Origin of the sequence: Bifidobacterium [indicum] DSM 20214 = LMG 11587 (assembly GCF_000706765.1) — a bacterium.
GTDB classification, from domain to species: Bacteria; Actinomycetota; Actinomycetes; order Actinomycetales; family Bifidobacteriaceae; genus Bombiscardovia; species Bombiscardovia coryneformis.
Genome location: NZ_CP006018.1, coordinates 749,116 through 766,923 on the forward strand (window position 1 = coordinate 749,116; position 17,808 = coordinate 766,923).

Genomic DNA, 17,808 nt, shown 5'->3' on the forward strand with positions numbered 1-17,808 from the left:
AGAAGCCGCTTCCTCTCTGCGTCCCGGCAGGTGGGTTCCCTAGCTGTTCATTTCCATGGCGGCACGGCGAACGTATGCCGGCATTTCCGCGATATCTATGCAGTCCGTGAAGCGGACCTTGGCCGTTTCCAGGTTGCGCAGGTTGGACGGTGCCTGGGTGTGGGTCGCATCAGAGAGGACATCCATGCAGGCGAAGTCGCTGCCCTGGGTGGCAAGCCCCAGTGATTGTCCGACCACACGGGGGAACTTGTATGGGTTTGCGGTCGAAAGAAGGATGCGGGGGATGCCGTCGCGGCGGTGCCCGCGGTTCATTACATGGTAGCCGCAGGCAGTATGGGGGTCCATCAGATAGTTGTGGTCCTGCCAGCAATCGTGTATCGCTGCAGACACCTCGTCTTCATCGGCCCAGCCGCATGCAAAGAGGGACTGGATTCGTCTCAGGAGGCCGGACGGGACCTGATATCGGCCGGTAGTGGCGAGGTCTTCCATCAGGGAGGCGATCAGTTTCGTGTCGCCGTCAGACATGTAGTAGAGCATCCTCTCCAGGTTGGAGGAGATGAGGATGTCCATGCTGGGGGAGGTGGTGGTGTAGAAGGGGCGGTTCCTGTCATACACTCCGGAGGTCAGGAAGTCCGACAGGACCTTGTTCCGATCCGAGGCAACGGTCAGCCGTTCCACCGGCAACCCCATCATCTTGGCGTAGTAACCAGCCAGGATGTCTCCGAAGTTGCCGGTGGGCACGAAGAACTCCACAGGGTCCCCGGCCTTGATGGCACCCTGATCAAGGAGGGAACCGTAGGCATGGAAGTAGTAGACGACCTGGGGGACCAGACGACCCACGTTTATCGAATTGGCCGATGACAGGGCCGTTCCGGCTCCGTTTGCCAAGGTGGAGGCCAGCTCCCGGTCGGCGAAGATGGTCTTGACGGCTGACTGGGCATCATCGAAGTTGCCTCGGACGGCACAGACACGAACGTTGGAACCTGCCTGGGTGACCATCTGCAGCCGTTGTACCTGGCTGACCTTGCCTTCCGGGTAGAAGACCGTGATGCCCGTGCCCGGGGTGTCGGCGAATCCTGACAGGGCAGCCTTGCCGGTGTCGCCCGAGGTTGCCGTCAGAATCATGATTCGTTGGTCGTCGTCTCCCTGGGGGAGGGCCTGGCTCATCAGTCTGGGCAGTATCTGGAGGGCCACATCCTTGAAGGCCGAAGTCGGGCCGTTGAAGAGCTCGAGCACATAGTCATCGCCCACCTGGGTCAGTGGGGTGATCGCGGGGGTGGACCATTGTTCGCCATAGGCTGCCCGAATCGACCGGTCCAGTTCATCGGCCGTGTAGTCATCCAGAAGCAGCCCCAAAATTCTGGCTGCCGTCTGCCGGTAGGTCTGCCCGGCCAGGCAGGCTGGGGCGACCTGGATCGATGCCAGTTGATCGGTGACGAAGAGACCGCCGTCCGGGGCGATTCCTTGACGAATGGCCTGCTTGGAGGTCACGGTCTGTTCTGTGCTGCGTGTGCTGTGGAATACCTTCATGCGGTAGTGCCCTTCCGCCCTGGTCTCTCCGGATGGTCCGCCTTGAAATACAAGGAGGTACATCACAATTCTATTCCTGGGTAAGGTCGGGAAGCCCTATTGTGGCCAAGGGCCGCAACCCTGTTCGTTCAAGGCCGGACAAGGGCTTTATAGGCTCCTGCCTGCCAAGAAGTGGGTTCATAATGTGGACAGATTCGAGGAGAAATGGCGATTCCGTTAAGGTGTCCAGCGTACAGTATTGCCAACCAGCCTTGAATACGTGTGGCTGTGCGTCAAACAAAAGGAGAGACCTATGGTCGAAGAGAATCTGATACAGCGATCAAACGATGCCTTCAACTCTTCGATTTCGCAGGTCGACCCTGAGATCGCCCGGTTGCTGGATTGCGAGTTGGACCGTCAACGTGGCGGACTGGAGATGATCGCCTCCGAGAACTTCGTCCCCAAGGCCGTTCTGCAGGCCCAGGGTTCCGTGTTGACCAACAAGTACGCAGAGGGATATCCCGGAAGACGGTACTACGGCGGTTGTGAGTGGGTCGACCAGGTCGAGACCTTGGCCCGCAACCGTGCCAAGGAGCTCTTTGGCGCCGAATACGCCAACGTGCAACCGCATGCCGGCGCCCAGGCCAACGCCGCCGTCTATCAGGCGCTGATCAAGCCGGGGGATACCGTCCTGGGTCTTGCCCTGGACCATGGCGGTCACCTGACCCATGGCATGAAGATCAACTTCTCAGGACGTTTCTATCGGGCTGAGGCCTATGGGGTCAACCCCGAGACCTATCGCATCGATCCTGAGATAATCCGTCAGCGTGCCAAGGAAGCCCATCCGGCCCTGATTATCGGCGGCTGGAGTGCCTATCCCCGTATCGAGGATTTCAAGGCCATGAAAGAGATAGCCGATGAGGTCGGTGCCAAGTTCTGGGTGGACATGGCCCACTTTGCGGGTATGGTGGCAGCCGGACTGCATCCGAGTCCGGTTCCCTACGCAGATGTGGTCTCCTCCACGGCCCACAAGACCCTGGGCGGGCCACGTTCAGGCTTCATCCTGGCCAAGCAGGAATACGGAAAGAAAATCAACTCCGCCGTCTTCCCCGGTAACCAGGGTGGGCCCCTCATGCATGTCATCGCAGCCAAGGCCGTTGCCTTCAAGCTGGCGGGAACCCCCGAGTTCAGGCAGCGCATGCAGCGCACCCTGGATGGGGCCAAGATTCTCGCAGAGCGACTGATGGCTCCCGATGTGGCGGCAAATGGAATCACCGTCCTGACCGGTGGAACGGACGTTCATCTGGTCATGGTCGACCTGCGCAACAGCGAAATGGATGGTCAACAGGGTGAGGACCTTCTGGCGCGCGTCGGCATCACGGTCAATAGGAACACGGTTCCCTTCGACCCCCGTCCGGCCTCCGTGGCATCGGGTCTGCGCATCGGCACCTCGGCACTGGCCACCCGAGGATTCGGCGACGCACAGTATGAAGAGGTGGCCGACGTGATCGGTACCGCTCTTGCTCAAGGCAAGAACGCCGACGTTGATGCCCTCAAGGCTCGCGTGGACCGTCTGGTCGAGGAGTTCCCACTTTACCCCGGGCTCGAACAGACCCACTGATTGGAAGACTCGGAATCATCGATTCCCGGTAACCGGAAGACCTGGTCGTGACTTGGGTCTTCCTGCTGTCTCAGTGGGCGGGGACTGGCGCTTCGCCGGGGCAGGTAATCGGGGAACCCCACTCATTCATCCTCTCGGGATTCAAGGAATCACTGACTTCCTGTGACGGATGCCACGGGTGGGAAAGTCGGGCAACCATGCCGTCAGGGTTACAATCGGAGCAATAGCCAGATTGGGCCCCGGCCCTGGATTGCGAGAGGACCACAGGATGAGTGATCAGCAGACCTCCCTGAGTCAGTCGGATATCTCTGCCAGGGTCTGTGCCATGGCGGACAGGGCAGCCCAGGCCCAGACCGGATTGGCCCTGATGGATGGCGAGGCCAGGAACGCCCTGCTTATGGCCCTGGCGGATGCCCTCATCGCCTCGGCTGGCGATATCGAGGCAGCCAATCGATCCGACCTGGATGAAGCCTTCGAATCCGGCATGTCGGCAGGTCTGATTGACAGGCTGCGTCTGGACACGATCAGGGTGGCTGCGGCCGCCAGGGGAGTTCGTCAGGTGGCCGCCCTTCCAGATCCCCTTGGCAGCCTGGTGCAGGGGCATGAAATGCCCAACGGTGTGCGGCTCAATCAGGTCAGGGTGCCTCTTGGGGTCGTAGCCATGATTTACGAAGCCCGCCCCAACGTAACCATCGATGTTGTCTCCCTCTGCCTGAAATCCGGCAATGCCGTTCTTCTGCGTGGCGGTCATGCGGCGGAACGAACCAACCGGGTCCTGGTCGATCTGATTGGCGGGGTATTGGAGCAAGAGGGGTTGAACCCGTCCCTGGTTGCCTCGGTCGACGAATTCGGCAGGCAGGGTGCTCAGGCCCTGATGCAGGCCCGCGGTCATATCGACCTCCTGATTCCGCGCGGTGGTAAGGATCTAATCCAGAGCGTCGTCTCCCAGGCAACGGTACCGACAATCGAGACCGGTGCAGGTAACGTTCATATCTATCTGGACAGGTCGGCGGATCTGGACAAGGCCATCCCGGTCATCGTCAACGCCAAGACCCAACGGGTCGGTGTCTGCAACGCCGCTGAAAAGCTGATTGTCCACCGCGATGTGGCTGCTGACTTCCTTCCCCGTATTGCACGTGCCCTGACCACCGCCCAGGTGGAACTTTGTCTGGATACGGTTTCCATGGACATCCTCTGTTCCCGTGGCGCCGGCAATGGCGGCGAGGGAGTCGACCTACCCCCGGAACTGCTCCGGGAGGCGGAGTCCGAGGACTGGGGGACCGAGTACCTGGATATGAAGATGGGGGTCAAGGTGGTCGATTCCCTCGACGAGGCCATCGATCACATCAACCGGTACTCCACAGGTCACACCGAGGCAATTCTGGCTGAGGACTATGAGGCTGTCGAGGAATTCACCAAACGGGTGGACTCTGCTGTGATCATGGTCAATGCATCGACCAGGTTCACCGACGGAGGCCAGTTCGGAATGGGGGCCGAACTCGGCATCTCCACCCAGAAGCTCCACGCGCGAGGCCCCATGGGCCTGCAGGAGTTGACAACTACCAAGTGGGTCGGTTACGGAAGGGGGCAGGTGCGCCCGTGAATGAAGAGGTTGAGGAACTGTTCTGCCAAGAGCGTGACAATCCGCGTATATGGCTTCGGGTGGCATCAGAGCGGCTGAGCATACTCAGATATGTCTTCCTGGTTCAGATAGAGGACGGCATTCCCGATGCCGAGCAACGGGCATGCCTTGAATACGCCGATGCTGTCTTGATTGGCTGGCCGGATGAGGATTCCGATCAGGTACATGATCTGAATGAGGAGGAGCTCAACGAGGTCCGTCGTCAGATTACGGTCATGGAGGATCACGTCCCTACCTTCCGCAATCAGGAACAGGACGGGAAGATAGCCGATCTGGCGGCCTCCCTGGTCATCATCACCCAATGCGTGGCACAGGTGCGCCGCGCCTACCAGCCCGAGTTTCCCCTGCCGACCTTCGCCGAGATTCGGCGGGTTGTGCAAGAGGAATGGGATGCCGATATGGAACGTATCGGTTCCGATCGGGTCAGTCCCAGTGCCGAGCAGCTCAAGGAGGAGGTCATTGCCGAGAGGGAGGAGAACGCCTCCCTTGTCAGGCAGGAAAACGGCGAATCAGCAGGTGATGGGCACGGGGCTGGTGATGCCAGGTGAATCCGGGAAAGTCGGACGGGGACCGCAGAATGTCCGATTTGTCCAAGATTGACCAGCCAGGGCCGACGGACCCTACCCGGCTTCATACCGATGTTCCCGAGCCGGGTAAGAGGACCAGGGTTGGAATCATGGGCGGAACCTTCGATCCGATCCATAATGGGCACCTGGTCGCCGCCTCGGAGGTGGCATGGGTCTATGACCTGGACGAAGTCATCTTCGTGCCTACCGGGCGGCCTGTGTTCAAGCTCGACAAGGCCGTGACCAATGCCGAGGACCGATATCTGATGACGGTCATAGCCACGGCTTCCAATCCCAAATTCACGGTTTCCCGGGTCGATATCGACCGACCGGGTGTCACCTACACCGTTGACACCCTCCGCGATATCCAGCGGCTGAGGCCCGACAGCGATCTCTTCTTCATCACCGGGGCTGATGCGGTTGCCGAGATCATGCGCTGGAAGGATGCCGATACCATGTGGGATCTCGCCCACTTCGTGGCCGTATCCCGACCGGGGTACTCGTCCAGCCTGCCCGCCCTGAACGTGCCCGATCATAAGGTCGATATGTTGGAGATCCCCGCTCTGGCCATCTCCTCCACGGACATCCGTCGCCGGTCGGTGAAGGACATGCCCGTCTGGTATCTGGTCCCCGATGGGGTTGTCCAGTACATCAACAAGCACGGGCTCTACAGACACAGAGGCGGCGAGACCGAAACGGATTGAGGGCAGGTCAGGGGCGCAACGGGTCCGGGCAACACGAATTACCGACAGTGTCAGTGTGCGCGATTATCATGGGTCCTGTCCGCTTCAGCGACAACAACGTTTGGAGATATGGTGAGCGCAATCCTCGAAGGCAGACCAGGCAAAAATCTCATACTGGTAACGGGTAGAACCCACCCGAAGCTTGCTGCGGATGTGGCCGATCAACTCGGCATCGATGTTCTTGAGACCACGGCCTACGACTTCGCCAACGGCGAGATGTACGTACGGTATACGGAATCGGTGCGAGGAGCGGATGTCTTCGTTCTCCAGAGCCATGCCGATCCCATCAACAAGTCAATCATGGAGCAGTTGATCATGATTGATGCCCTGAAGCGTGCCTCCGCGCGCAGCATCACCGCCGTATGCCCCCTGCTGGGCTACTCGCGCCAGGACAAGAAGCACCTTGGTCGTGAACCCATCTCCTGCCGTCTCATGTTCGATCTCCTCAAGGCTGCGGGTGCTGACCGAATCATGTCGGTGGACCTGCATGCGTCGCAGTCCCAAGGCTTCTTCGACGGCCCGGTGGACCACCTGATTGCCATGCCTGTACTGGTGGATTACGTCCGCGACCGGATGGACCTCTCCAAGGTTGCCGTCGTTTCTCCCGACGCCGGCCGCATCCGTGTGGCAGAGCAGTGGGCCCAGCGACTGGGTGGCGTCCCCCTGGCCTTCATCCACAAGACCCGTGATGTGACCCAGCCCAACAAGGCCGTGGCACACCGTGTGGTCGGCGAGGTGAAGGGACTGGACTGCGTCCTGGTCGATGACCTGATCGATACGGGTGGCACCATTGCCGAGGCCTGCAACGTGCTTCGCGATGCCGGCGCCAACTCCATCACCATCGTGGCCACCCACGGCGTCATGTCCGGCCCTGCCGTGCAGAGGCTCCGCGATTGCCAGGCCAAGGAAGTGGTCGTGACCGATACGGTTCCGATTCCTTCCGAAAAGCGTTGGGACGGACTGACGGTGCTCTCCATCGCCCCGCTCCTGTCCTCGGCCATCAGGGCGGTCTTCGAGGACGGCTCGGTCGCCAAGCTCTTTGATACCTACCCTGCCCATCACGGTCAGGGATTCCTCTTCGCCTGAGAGGGTCTCGGACGACTCGGCTGTTCCGGACGGCGCCCGGTCTGTACCGGGCGTGCCGCAATCGCTGGTCTGTGGCATAATAAAACCTGGCGGGTCGCTAGATTCCGCCCTTCCCCCATGGTGTAATGGCAGCACACGGGTCTTTGGAACCCTTAGTCTTGGTTCGAATCCAGGTGGGGGAGCTTACGCTCGCCGATTTTCCGGTCGGAGACGGCCTTAAGGGGTCGGTGATCAACCGAAAGGAACTGACTTGGCAGTCAAGAAGATCGAAACCTGGCTCACCGATATGGACGGGGTGCTGGTGCATGAGAATACCGCCTTGCCCGGAGCTGCCGAATTCATCGAGACCCTGAAGGAACATGACCGACAGTATCTGGTCCTGACCAACAACCCGATTTACACCCCGCGTGACCTCTCTGCCAGACTGGGGCGTAGCGGCATCGATGTGCCCGAGGACCGGATATGGACATCGGCCCTGGCCACCGCGGACTTTGTCGCCCGGACCATTCCTCGCGGTTCCGCCTACGTGATTGGCGAGGCCGGTCTGACAACGGCCCTGCATGAGGCAGGATTCATCCTCTCCGATATCAATCCGGACTATGTCATCCTCGGCGAGACCAGGACCTACTCCTTCGAATCGATTACCACGGCCATACGGCTGATACTTGGGGGAGCCCGCTTCATCTGCACCAACCCCGATGCGACCGGGCCCAGTGAGAATGGTATTCTGCCTGCGGCCGGATCGGTGGCCGCCCTGGTGACCAAGGCAACCAACCGCGAGCCCTACTTCGTAGGCAAGCCCAATCCCATCATGTTCCGCACCGCCCTGAACCGCGTAGGTGGGCACTCGGAGACCACTGCCATGATTGGCGACAGGATGGATACCGATGTGGTGGCCGGCGTCGAGGCGGGTCTCAACACCTTCCTGGTCCTGACCGGCATCACCAAGCGTGAAGAGGTGGAGACCTTCCCCTTCAGGCCGGACAAGGTGGTTGATTCGATCAAGAATCTGATTGATGTCGCCGAGAGCGGGGTAGTGGAGTTTTGACACGGGAATCGGGCCTGACGGCCGGTATCATCCTTGCAGCCGGTGAGGGGACCCGCATGCGGTCCTCCCGTCCCAAGGTCCTGCACAAGTTGGCAGGCAAGACCTTCCTTGAGCGGGTCATGGCATCGGTCACGGCCCTGGATCCGGGACTGACTGCTGTCGTGGTCCATTTCCAGGCCGAAAAGGTCGCCGCCGCAGCGCGTTCGTATGATGATCGGGTCCGTATCGTCCAGCAGGATGATCGCCCCGGTACGGGCCGCGCAGTCCAGTGTGCCATGGACCAGCTTGACCGGAGTCTCGACCCCGATGGATACGTGCTTATTGCCGCTTCCGACATGCCGCTTCTTGATACGAACACCCTTCGCGGGCTGATTGACCACCATATCCAGGCCGGAGACGGGGCGACGGTCCTTACCGTGAGTCTGGATGACCCGACCGGCTACGGTCGCATCATTCGGGACCAGGATGGGCGGGTGCTCCGCATCGTCGAGCAGAAGGACGCCACCGGTACCGAGCTGGCCGTCAGAGAGGTCAATACCTCCGTCTACGTCTTCAATGTCGATGTGCTCCGCCAGGCCATCAAGGGCCTCAAGGACAGCAATGCCCAGGGGGAGTTCTACCTGACTGATGCCTTGGAGACGGCCCGCCAGTCGGGTACGGTGGGTGCCTTCACGGCTCCTGACCCACTCAGTGTCGAAGGCGTCAATGACAGGGTCCAGCTGGCCTCCCTGTCCAAAAAACACAACATACGGGTATGCCACGAGCTGATGCGATCCGGGGTGACCATCCTGGATCCGGAGACCACCTGGATCGAGGACGGCGTAACCATCGAGCCCGACGCCACGATTCTGCCGGGCTGCTTCCTTCAGGGGCATACCACTATCGCCTCGAATGCGACGGTTGGCCCTTATACGACCCTTATCGATGCCGTCATCGACCAGGACGCCACCGTGGAACGCTCCAGAGTGCAGGAGACCCACATCGGTGCCAGGGCCAATATCGGGCCGTGGACCTATATGAGACCAGGTAATGACCTGGCCGAGGACACCAAGGCCGGAGCCTTCGTCGAGATGAAGAAAGCCCAAATCGACCATGGGACCAAGGTTCCCCATCTTTCCTACGTGGGTGATACCCATATCGGTCATGACAGCAATATCGGCGGCGGGAGCATCACGGCCAACTATGACGGGGTGCACAAGAATCGGACCGAAATAGGGTCAGGTGTCCATGTCGGCGCAGGTAATCTCTTCGTGGCCCCCGTTCAGGTCGGCGACAGGGTGACGACCGGTGCAGGCACAGTGATTCGCCATGAGGTCCCTGACGATGCCATGGTCTATTCCACCAACGACCAGCACACGGTCGAGGACTGGAAACCGGAGTGGGAGCGCTGAGTCGTTCCTCCGAGGTAACCCGCGACCTCAAGCCAGGCTCCTTCTCCAAAGGGTCAAGGCTTGGGGAATAATGGTGGATACAGTACATAGAGCAGTGTTCGAAACCTCGGACACTTCCGATTGAAAGGCGTTTCAGTGCCAGCATTGCAGGATTCCATAGACGCGGTACGGGTGGCCGCGCAAGCCGCCAACGATATCAAGGCCATGGACATCGTCGCCTTCGACGTCTCCCAGCCGATCGCCATTACCGACATCTTCATGGTGGCAACCGGCGGAAACGAGCGGCAGGTCCTGGCCATCGCCGAAGAGGTGGAGAAGCAGCTCCACATCCAGTGTGGGCGCGACACCCGCTCTCGCGAGGGGGTCGAAGAGGCGCAGTGGATCCTGCTGGACTATGGGGACTTCGTCATCCACATCATGCACAAGCAGGCCCGGAAGTACTACGACCTTGAGCGCCTTTGGAAGGACTGCCCTCAGGTTGACCTCCAGCTGGAGCATCAATTCACCCTGGATGATGACCAATCCGAGGAGGAGGATTCCGACTCCCTGATGGCCGGATTCGACGATGCCGACATGCGCAGTCGCTTCGCCCGTCAGGAAGAGGATGAGGGGAAGCGGTCATGAGCGGGGGAGCCGGTTCGCTTCCGCATGTGAGTTCCCTGACCCTGGTCAGGCATGGGCAGACCGATTACAATGCCAAGCACCGTGTTCAGGGGCAGATCGACATCCCCCTGAACACGGTCGGTCGTTGGCAGGTTGAGCGCTCTGCCGAGGAGCTGCGACGCGAATATGTCGATACCGCTCCCGAGGGACGGAAGCAACTGGTCATCGCATCCGACCTTGGCCGGGCCATGGATACGGCCCGGGCCTTTGCCGACCCCCTGGGGCTGGAGGTCCATCCCGATCCCCGTCTGCGCGAGCGCGGATTCGGCGATTGGGAAGGTGTCAGTACCGAAGAGGCCATGGAGCGTTGGCCTGAGGACTATGCCTCATGGATGAGCGGCGGAGGCGGTGAGCTCAACCACGGTGCCGAGTCCAAGATCGAGGTGGGTCGGCGCGGACTTGAAGCCATCAATGAATGGACCCTGTCGGCCGATGCCGATACCGACCTGTTCGTCTTCTCCCATGGGTCGTTCATCTCCCAGTCGCTCCAAGCCCTTCTGGGTATGGCCAGGACCTATCCTGAGTACGTGGGCATGGTTACGATGCGTAACGCGCATTGGGCCAGGCTGGTGGCCAGGGACATGCTGGACGGTCAGTTGCGTTGGTCCATGATCGATTTCAACAGGGGACCGGCCATAGCCATGCGTGGCGACTGGGATCGTCCCATGGGTCTGGTGGTTCAGGACTGACCACTGGACCATGCGGCAGGATACGAGAGGGTTCCGCATTCTGCTCTGTTCGAATTCGGCCTTGCGCGAGTGCAACCGGTGTGCCGGGAGCGCCTATCACACGTCCGACACAGGCCGGCGATATCATGATTCATCAGTAGGTACGGTTGATGGGTATGAAGGAGCCGGGGTTTGAAGAATTTCTTCCATGACATATCGTGGGCTCAGATTGTTGCAGGAGCCCTTGCTGCCATGACCTCCTTCTGGCTGGCTGCGAAAATCGGTGTCGCCGGGTCCATCATCGGTGTGGCCATTGGCTCCATCGTTTCTGCGGTGGCGTCACAGTTGTACAAGAACGTCCTTGAAGCTTCGGGGCAGAAGTTGCAGGAGACCGTCATCGGCGGAGACGAAGGTGACGATACCGGGGGGTCGACGAGCATGGCATCAAAAGAGGAAACCGAAGTCACTCCCCGGGTTGCCCAGGGAGGCCATCACGACCCTTATGCAGGTCAGGAAACCAGGCCCATTCCCCAGGTCGGGCAGGAAACGACAGTGCTCCATCCCGTGGGCGGTCAGGTGGATGGTGAAACAACCGTTCTGTCGCCGACAGGTTCGGATATAGGTGGCACCAGTGTCATGGAGCCTGTTCCGGCAGGGACGGGGCAGTCGCAGACCGGTAGGACCGTGGCCTCCTCCAATGGTGGAAAAGTCCCTACGGCAGCCGATCGCCTTGATGGCGCCGTCCAGGGTGACCATGTGGCGAACTCTTCCGCGGAGCAAATCAAGCGCAGGAAGCGCAACATCGTCATCGTCTCCGTCGTCAGCGCCCTGGTGGCGGTCATCCTGAGCGCTCTTGCCATCAACCTGCTGACCAAGGGTGAAGGCACCGATCATGTGGTACGTAATGTCGTCAGTCCATCAACCGTCGTGCAGACCCCCGAGGAAAACAGACCGTCGGAGACCACTCACACCCATGGGAATCAGAGTGAACCAGGTCAGCCCGGTGTGACCAATCAGCCCAGTCATGAGCAGACCCAGACGCCTCAGCAGACCACTGCTCCGACACAGCAGGAGCCGGTGCCCAGTCCGTCAGCATCCACTTCCCACACCCCTGAGGTTCCGGAGACTTCCCCCTCTCCAGGAGATTCTCCCGATTCGACCGCCACGCCGACACCTCAAAAAACAGCACAATAAGACGGTTTCGTCCTTCGTGAGGTCATCTCCAGTCACGGCTTGACGGTAAGGTCCGAATTAGGCGGATAATGAAATCCCCTTAAGCGACCAACGTCGGTTCGACCGATGGATGTTATTACGAAAGGAACTGTATGCGTAAGGTTCTCTGCTCTCCCGGAAGCTATATCCAGCAGGAAGGCGCCATGGGACAACTGGCCGACGAATATGCGGCCATCGGCTCCAAGGGCGCCCATATCATCGTCGATCCGATGATCGACAAGCTCTATCACCATCAGATCGTCTCATCGTTTGATGCGAAGGGAACGCCCTACCAGCTCATGGAGTTTGGGGGCGAGTGTTCCTCGGAAGAGGTCAACCGTCATCGCGAGCACATCGGATCCAATGATGTGGTCATCGGCATCGGTGGAGGCAAGACTCTGGATACGGCCAAGGCAGTGGCCTTCTATGCCAATCTGCCTGTCATGATCGTTCCCACGGCAGCATCCTCCGACGCACCTTGCTCGCGCCTGTCCGTTCTCTACCGTCCAGATGGTGTTTTCGACAAGTATCTTCCCCTGCCTGCCAATCCCGATGTTGTCCTGATGGATACGGACATCATCACCAAGGCTCCGGTGCGGTTCCTGGTGTCCGGCCTTGGTGACGCATTTGCCACCTACTATGAGGCGGCGGCCTGCGTTCGGTCGAACGCCGTGACCATGACCGGCGGCCACGCCACCAACGCAGCCTTCACCCTGGCCAAGCTCTGCCATGACACCCTCCTGGAAGATGGCGTCAAGGCTGTCGCTGCCGCCAAGGCCGGTGTGCGTACCGCCGCCCTGGAGAACATCATCGAGGCCAACACCCTCCTCAGCGGGTTGGGCTTCGAAAGCTCCGGTCTGGCTGCGGCACACGCCATCCATGATGGTATGACCGCTCTTGAAGGTACCCACAAGATGCTTCACGGCGAAAAGGTGGCCTTCGGAACCCTGGCCCAGTTCGTCCTGGAGGATCGCTCCTTGGACGAAACGGCAGAGGTCTACGATTTCTTCCGTCAGGTCGGCCTGCCGACCTCCCTGGAAGAGATCGGCATAGGAGATGCCACCGACGAGGACCTGCTCCGTGTCGGAGAGCTCGCTTGCGGCCCCGATGAGACCATGGGCAACATGCCCTTCGAGGTGACCCCTGTCGACGTGGCCAACGCCCTGCGTGCCGCCGACGAGGTGGGCAAGAACCTCTGATTCGCCATCTGATGGAAAGGCCACAGGCGTGGAGCCTGTGGCCTTTTCCTGTATGTATGAGGCCACTCTCACAAGTAGAGCCTGGATGGGAGCGACGTCAGTGGTTCAGGTCGGCTACTTCACGCTGGCTGAGGATGGGGTGACGAGATTGAAGCTCACATAACTGTCCGACAGAATGGTGTCAGGAGTTACGGATATAAAAAGCCGCCCGACTGAATCGGGCGGTTGACCTCTGTGGAGCTAGGGGGGTTCGAACCCCCGACCTTCTCCATGCCATGGAGACGCGCTACCAGCTGCGCCATAGCCCCGTGCTTGTGAAGCCTTGGCTATATTACACCAAGGTCGCAGAAGTGAGCAAATCAGTGTGTTGCCTTGATTTTCCAAGGATTGGACAAACAGGTAGCGCAGCCGGTATAGGAGTGACCGAATCAGGGCTTTGCAGGGCCTTCTACGATAGGATGGGGCATACAGCAGGCACTTGCGCCGATTCGTGAGCGTGCAGGTACATGGTCGTAATCCTGATGTATCGCAAGAAAGGTGGTGCCGTAGCCATGGGGAACGAGTTGAGGGCCTACAGCGCTGCGACGGAACCGCTGATTGTGAATTGCTTGCCGCTGACCGATGAGGAGCGGGGGGAGTTCATAGAGGCCGCAGACGGTGTGCGGCAGATATTCGTCCTGGATCCTGCCCAGCGTGGACGGATGCAGTGGCCGATGCGGTTGCCGGAAGGGAACAGGGACGAGGTAACGATCATTTTCGGCAATCCACCTGGCGACCAGGTGGCCGATTGCCAAAACCTGGCATGGCTCCAGACCTTGAGTGCAGGTGTGGACGCATATCTCCAACCTGGCCTTATGCCGGACGGCGCCCTTCTGACCAGTGCCTCGGGAGCCTACGGGCAGTCCGTTTCCGAGGAGATGTTCGCGATGATGTGGGCGCTTATGAAGGACCTTCCCGCATACAGGGACAACCAGAACAAGGGACTATGGAAGCCCAGGGGAACCGTCTATTCGCCGCGGGGAGCCAAGGCACTCGTTTTGGGAACGGGTGACCTGGGATCGAGCTTCGCCCGATTGGTCAAGGCCGTAGGAGGAACGACCTATGGCATCCGCCGCCATCCCGACAAGCAAGTGGACGGGTTTGATTACATGGCGGGAACCGACCGGTTGGATCAGCTTCTGCCTGATATGGATATCGTGGCCCTGGCTCTGCCGGCTTCGGCGGCAACCCACCACATCATCAGCAAGGAGCGACTGGCCCTGATGAAGCAGAACGCCGTCCTGGTCAATGCAGGCAGAGGAGATGCCGTCGATTGCCTGGCCTTGGCTGAAACCCTGGAAGCCGGACGTATCCTGGGTGCTGGACTCGACGTGACGGAACCGGAGCCGCTTCCTGCGGACCATCCCCTCTGGTCTCAGCCGCGGTGCCTGATTACCCCACACGTCGCCGGAGGGGCCCATCTGGCATCAAACGTCGATAAGATCATCGAAATATGCCTGGATAATCTGCGTCGCTATCGGGCAGGACAACCTTTGCGCAACCGAGTGAGGTAACCATGGAATCAAACGCCCGAAGGAACCATCCGAGGCATAGTGGAAACCACTTCTTGGTCTGGCTTGCCGCCATTGTGGTCCTCGTCATCCTTGGAGCCTGTCTGGTTCATGGTCTGCCTGCTTTCCGCAATCGTGGTCTCGACACAACCTCCGACCAGACGGCCGAGACGGCTGGTCGTGGACAATCCGACAAGGAGGAGGACAATACGCCCGGCCTGTCGCTTAAACAGACCGCCGCCTACCCCCGGTTGAAATCAAGCGTTGATTATGACAATGACGGTATCGATGACTATACCGACCTGGTTCAGGGCGCCCACGAGGGGGCCGAGCGGCATCGCAAGTATGACACCGGCTACTACCAGGGAGGGTACCCTCCCGACGACAGGGGAGCCTGCACCGACGAAATCTGGCGCGACTTCAGCCATGCCGGCTACGATCTCAAGGCCATGGTCGATGCGGATATCGCCGCGAACCCTACAGCCTATTCCGGTGTCATAGCACGGCCTGATCCCAATATCGACTTCCGCAGAACCAATGTACTTGGCGTGTTTTTCGGCAGGTATGCCCAGGAACTGACCACCGATACGGCAGCCCATGACCAGTGGCAGCAGGGGGATATCGTCATCTTCGACACTTCATGGCACATAGGCATGGTTTCCGACCGGCGTGATAAGCAGGGCGTGCCGCTCCTCCTGCACAACATGGCCCAGAAGCACCGTGAGAACGACTACCTGGGATCCGATTCCCACCGCATCATCTCGGGTCACTTCAGATTTGACGCCTCCAGGATTCCCCAAAGCGTTCTGAAACCATGGAACGGGTGACGGGCCGTCACTTCCTGCTCCGTGCACGCCGGTGATGCCCCGAGTTTCGCGGGGCGACCTCCCCGTGGACTCGCGATGGGGGTGGTTACGACTATTCTGCATGATTGGTATCGGTACCGGTTGGGGCTTTGTTAGTATCGGTTTCTGCAGACGAGCACGGTGGTGAGCGAGAGGCGGTGATGGCGATGATGAGGGTATTCAGCACCATGAATGGTCAGATTGAGCAAATCAAACAGGGCGAAAAGGGCTCCTGGATATGCCTCTCAGCACCGACCGATGTGGAACTTGCCAATGTGGCGCAAAGCACCGGTATCGACCTGGCCGACCTGCGTGCACCGCTGGATGACGAGGAGCGCTCGCGCGTTGATGCCGAAGACGACTACACGATGGTCATCGTTGACATTCCTCGGGCCGAAGAACGTGACGGACGCGATTACTATGAGACCATCCCCCTCTCGATCATCGTCACCGAGAACCTGATTGTGACGGTCTGTATGCAGGACACCGTTCTCCTCCACCCCTTCATGGAGGGGACCATTCGCGGATTCAACACCTTCATGAAATCCCGGTTCATCCTGCAGATACTGTACCGGAACGCCACCATGTACCTGCGCTACCTGCGCATCATCGACCGGGAGTCCGACAGGTTGGAGTTGAAGCTTCGCCATTCCATGCAGAACCGGGAGATTCTGATGCTCCTGGAGCTGAACAAGACCCTGGTCTACTTCGCCACCAGCCTCAAGTCGAATGAAATCGTCCTCGAAAAGCTGACCAGTCTGGAACGAATCAAGCAATACCCCGATGACGAGGATCTTCTGGGGGACGTCATCACGGAGAACAAGCAGGCCATCGAGATGGCCAACATATACTCCAGCGTGCTTTCAGGCATGACCGATGCATTCGCCTCGATCGTGTCGAACAACGTGAACAACGTGAACAACGTCATGAGGATTTTCACGATCATTTCCATCAGCATGTCGGTGCCCACTCTGATTTTCTCCATGTATGGCATGAACTTCAACGAGGGTATGTTCGGCATGCCCTTCACCGACAAGCCCTGGGGGTTCGCGGTGGTGGTCGTCGTCTCCATGCTGGTCGCCGGAATGGTCACATGGTTCCTGACCCGTTCCAAGATGTTCAAGTAGGAGAACCATGAAAGCTCACAAGTTGTTGGCATCCCTGGTCGCCCTGGTAATGGTACTGCCCCTGGCAGGTTGCGGGCAATCAGCGGCGCAATACGATGTCAGCTCGATAGGCCCCAAGATCCATGTCGGTGTCTCCTTTGACCAGCCGGGACTTGGGTTCGTCCAGTCAGGAGACCATCAGGGGTTTGACGTGGATGTGGCCAAGTATGTGGTCCATGAACTCGGGTACTCCCATACCCAGATCGTCTGGCAGGAGGTTCGGCCCGTCGACCGTGAGCGAATGCTCGTCGAAGGCAAGGTCGACTTGGTTGTGGCCGGCTATTCCATAACCCGCGCCAGGCAGGAGTTGGTGGACTTTGCAGGGCCTTACCTGCTTGCCGGTCAGGATCTGCTTGTCCGGCGTGAACAGAATGAGATAACAGGCGTTGATTCCCTGGACTCGAAGAGGGTCTGTGTGGCCAGGGGCTCCTCCACGGCCGAGGTGGTCAGTCGTCATGCCCCCAATGCTCAGGTTGAGGAAAGAGACCAGTTCACGGAGTGTATTACGGCCCTTCTGAGTGGAGATGCCGATGCTGTGGGTGGTGACGATTTTGCCTTGGCCGGCCTTGCCAAGGTGCGAGGAGGCAATCAGCTACGACTGGTGGGAGCCCCCTTCACCCAGGAGCACTACGGTATCGCCGTACGCAAGGACGACCCTGAACTGGTGGCAACGATCAACGCAGCCTTGGAGAAGATGATGAGCGAGGGGGTATGGAAGCAGGCCCTTATGCGTGCCGCCCGGAGCATAGGGCTGAAGACGGACCCCGCTGCACGCCGCCCAGACCGGTTGGACGGGGCGCCTTCGCAAGAGTGATCGGACGGGCAGCGGTTTGTGGGCATGTGATGCTCACGACCCAATATTGAATCTGATGGGGGCGTGAGCTCGTCGCGACGCAAGT

Annotated in this window: 16 protein-coding genes and 2 tRNA genes; 16 read left to right on the plus strand and 2 right to left on the minus strand. The window is 59.7% G+C overall.

Annotation, left to right across the window (positions count from 1 at the left end; translation table 11 throughout):
• Positions 1 to 39: 39 nt before the first annotated feature.
• A complete protein-coding gene (gene thrC, locus BINDI_RS02780) occupies positions 40 to 1,530 on the minus strand; it encodes a threonine synthase (RefSeq protein ID WP_033490832.1) in 1,491 nt (496 codons plus the stop codon).
• Between the two features lie 292 nt (positions 1,531 to 1,822).
• On the opposite strand from thrC, the gene glyA reads away from it, so the two are divergent.
• The 12 genes from glyA to BINDI_RS02840 all read left to right on the plus strand — a co-directional run bounded on the left by glyA (position 1,823) and on the right by BINDI_RS02840 (position 13,348).
• A complete protein-coding gene (gene glyA, locus BINDI_RS02785) occupies positions 1,823 to 3,130 on the plus strand; it encodes a serine hydroxymethyltransferase (protein ID WP_033489967.1) in 1,308 nt (435 codons plus the stop codon).
• 268 nt (positions 3,131 to 3,398) lie between these two features.
• Positions 3,399 to 4,733, plus strand: a complete 1,335-nt coding sequence (locus BINDI_RS02790; protein WP_033489969.1) for a glutamate-5-semialdehyde dehydrogenase — start codon at positions 3,399 to 3,401, stop codon at positions 4,731 to 4,733.
• Between the two features lie 17 nt (positions 4,734 to 4,750).
• Complete coding sequence (locus tag BINDI_RS02795) at positions 4,751 to 5,320, plus strand: phosphoribosylglycinamide synthetase (RefSeq protein ID WP_437123908.1); 570 nt, start codon at positions 4,751 to 4,753, stop codon at positions 5,318 to 5,320.
• 29 nt (positions 5,321 to 5,349) lie between these two features.
• Positions 5,350 to 6,042 (plus strand): nicotinate-nucleotide adenylyltransferase, encoded by a 693-nt coding sequence (gene nadD / locus BINDI_RS02800; protein ID WP_081830865.1) that lies wholly within the window; start codon positions 5,350 to 5,352, stop codon positions 6,040 to 6,042.
• 108 nt (positions 6,043 to 6,150) lie between these two features.
• Entirely contained in the window at positions 6,151 to 7,167 is a 1,017-nt protein-coding gene (locus tag BINDI_RS02805) for a ribose-phosphate diphosphokinase (protein ID WP_033489972.1), read from the plus strand.
• Positions 7,168 to 7,278: 111 nt separating this feature from the next.
• Positions 7,279 to 7,349 (plus strand) — tRNA-Gln (locus tag BINDI_RS02810).
• A gap of 68 nt (positions 7,350 to 7,417) precedes the next feature.
• Positions 7,418 to 8,215, plus strand: coding sequence for an HAD-IIA family hydrolase (locus BINDI_RS02815; protein WP_033489974.1), 798 nt, complete (start codon positions 7,418 to 7,420; stop codon positions 8,213 to 8,215).
• Between the two features lie 14 nt (positions 8,216 to 8,229).
• Positions 8,230 to 9,606 (plus strand): bifunctional UDP-N-acetylglucosamine diphosphorylase/glucosamine-1-phosphate N-acetyltransferase GlmU, encoded by a 1,377-nt coding sequence (glmU, locus tag BINDI_RS02820; protein ID WP_033490834.1) that lies wholly within the window; start codon positions 8,230 to 8,232, stop codon positions 9,604 to 9,606.
• 135 nt (positions 9,607 to 9,741) lie between these two features.
• On the plus strand, positions 9,742 to 10,230 hold the full coding sequence (gene rsfS / locus BINDI_RS02825; protein WP_033489976.1) for a ribosome silencing factor: 489 nt from the start codon (positions 9,742 to 9,744) through the stop codon (positions 10,228 to 10,230).
• The gene (locus BINDI_RS02830; protein WP_033489978.1) at positions 10,227 to 10,958 is read left to right on the plus strand and encodes a histidine phosphatase family protein; all 732 of its coding nucleotides are present in this window, start codon (positions 10,227 to 10,229) and stop codon (positions 10,956 to 10,958) included. Before rsfS ends, BINDI_RS02830 begins: the two co-directional genes overlap by 4 nt.
• 171 nt (positions 10,959 to 11,129) lie before the next feature.
• Complete coding sequence (locus BINDI_RS02835) at positions 11,130 to 12,131, plus strand: hypothetical protein (protein WP_052108700.1); 1,002 nt, start codon at positions 11,130 to 11,132, stop codon at positions 12,129 to 12,131.
• Positions 12,132 to 12,262: 131 nt separating this feature from the next.
• Positions 12,263 to 13,348 carry a glycerol dehydrogenase gene (locus BINDI_RS02840; protein ID WP_033489980.1) on the plus strand — a complete coding sequence of 362 codons (1,086 nt, stop codon included), beginning with the start codon at positions 12,263 to 12,265 and terminating at the stop codon, positions 13,346 to 13,348.
• A gap of 235 nt (positions 13,349 to 13,583) precedes the next feature.
• On the opposite strand, the gene BINDI_RS02845 is transcribed toward BINDI_RS02840, so the two are convergent.
• A tRNA-Ala gene (locus BINDI_RS02845) sits at positions 13,584 to 13,656 on the minus strand.
• Between the two features lie 243 nt (positions 13,657 to 13,899).
• On the opposite strand from BINDI_RS02845, the gene BINDI_RS02850 reads away from it, so the two are divergent.
• The 4 genes from BINDI_RS02850 to BINDI_RS02865 all read left to right on the plus strand — a co-directional run bounded on the left by BINDI_RS02850 (position 13,900) and on the right by BINDI_RS02865 (position 17,723).
• Positions 13,900 to 14,901: a D-2-hydroxyacid dehydrogenase gene (locus BINDI_RS02850; RefSeq protein WP_052108909.1), complete on the plus strand. Its 1,002-nt coding sequence runs from the start codon at positions 13,900 to 13,902 to the stop codon at positions 14,899 to 14,901.
• A 53-nt stretch (positions 14,902 to 14,954) separates the two neighbouring features.
• Positions 14,955 to 15,725, plus strand: a complete 771-nt coding sequence (locus tag BINDI_RS02855; protein WP_237742968.1) for a DUF1287 domain-containing protein — start codon at positions 14,955 to 14,957, stop codon at positions 15,723 to 15,725.
• A gap of 185 nt (positions 15,726 to 15,910) precedes the next feature.
• Complete coding sequence (locus tag BINDI_RS02860; RefSeq protein ID WP_033489982.1) at positions 15,911 to 16,870, plus strand: magnesium transporter CorA family protein; 960 nt, start codon at positions 15,911 to 15,913, stop codon at positions 16,868 to 16,870.
• A 7-nt stretch (positions 16,871 to 16,877) separates the two neighbouring features.
• Positions 16,878 to 17,723, plus strand: a complete 846-nt coding sequence (locus BINDI_RS02865) for a glutamate ABC transporter substrate-binding protein (protein WP_052108704.1) — start codon at positions 16,878 to 16,880, stop codon at positions 17,721 to 17,723.
• The last annotated feature ends 85 nt before the right edge of the window (positions 17,724 to 17,808 follow it).

Coding starts and splice junctions, on each gene's coding strand:
- BINDI_RS02805 (WP_033489972.1), top strand. CDS start 6,151: ATGGTGAGCGCAATCCTCGAAGGCAGACCAGGCAAAAATCTCATACTG.
- BINDI_RS02840 (WP_033489980.1), top strand. CDS start 12,263: ATGCGTAAGGTTCTCTGCTCTCCCGGAAGCTATATCCAGCAGGAAGGC.
- BINDI_RS02830 (WP_033489978.1), top strand. CDS start 10,227: ATGAGCGGGGGAGCCGGTTCGCTTCCGCATGTGAGTTCCCTGACCCTG.
- BINDI_RS02790 (WP_033489969.1), top strand. CDS start 3,399: ATGAGTGATCAGCAGACCTCCCTGAGTCAGTCGGATATCTCTGCCAGG.
- thrC (WP_033490832.1), bottom strand. CDS start 1,530: ATGAAGGTATTCCACAGCACACGCAGCACAGAACAGACCGTGACCTCC.
- BINDI_RS02865 (WP_052108704.1), top strand. CDS start 16,878: ATGAAAGCTCACAAGTTGTTGGCATCCCTGGTCGCCCTGGTAATGGTA.
- BINDI_RS02860 (WP_033489982.1), top strand. CDS start 15,911: ATGATGAGGGTATTCAGCACCATGAATGGTCAGATTGAGCAAATCAAA.
- nadD (WP_081830865.1), top strand. CDS start 5,350: ATGTCCGATTTGTCCAAGATTGACCAGCCAGGGCCGACGGACCCTACC.
- BINDI_RS02850 (WP_052108909.1), top strand. CDS start 13,900: ATGGGGAACGAGTTGAGGGCCTACAGCGCTGCGACGGAACCGCTGATT.
- glyA (WP_033489967.1), top strand. CDS start 1,823: ATGGTCGAAGAGAATCTGATACAGCGATCAAACGATGCCTTCAACTCT.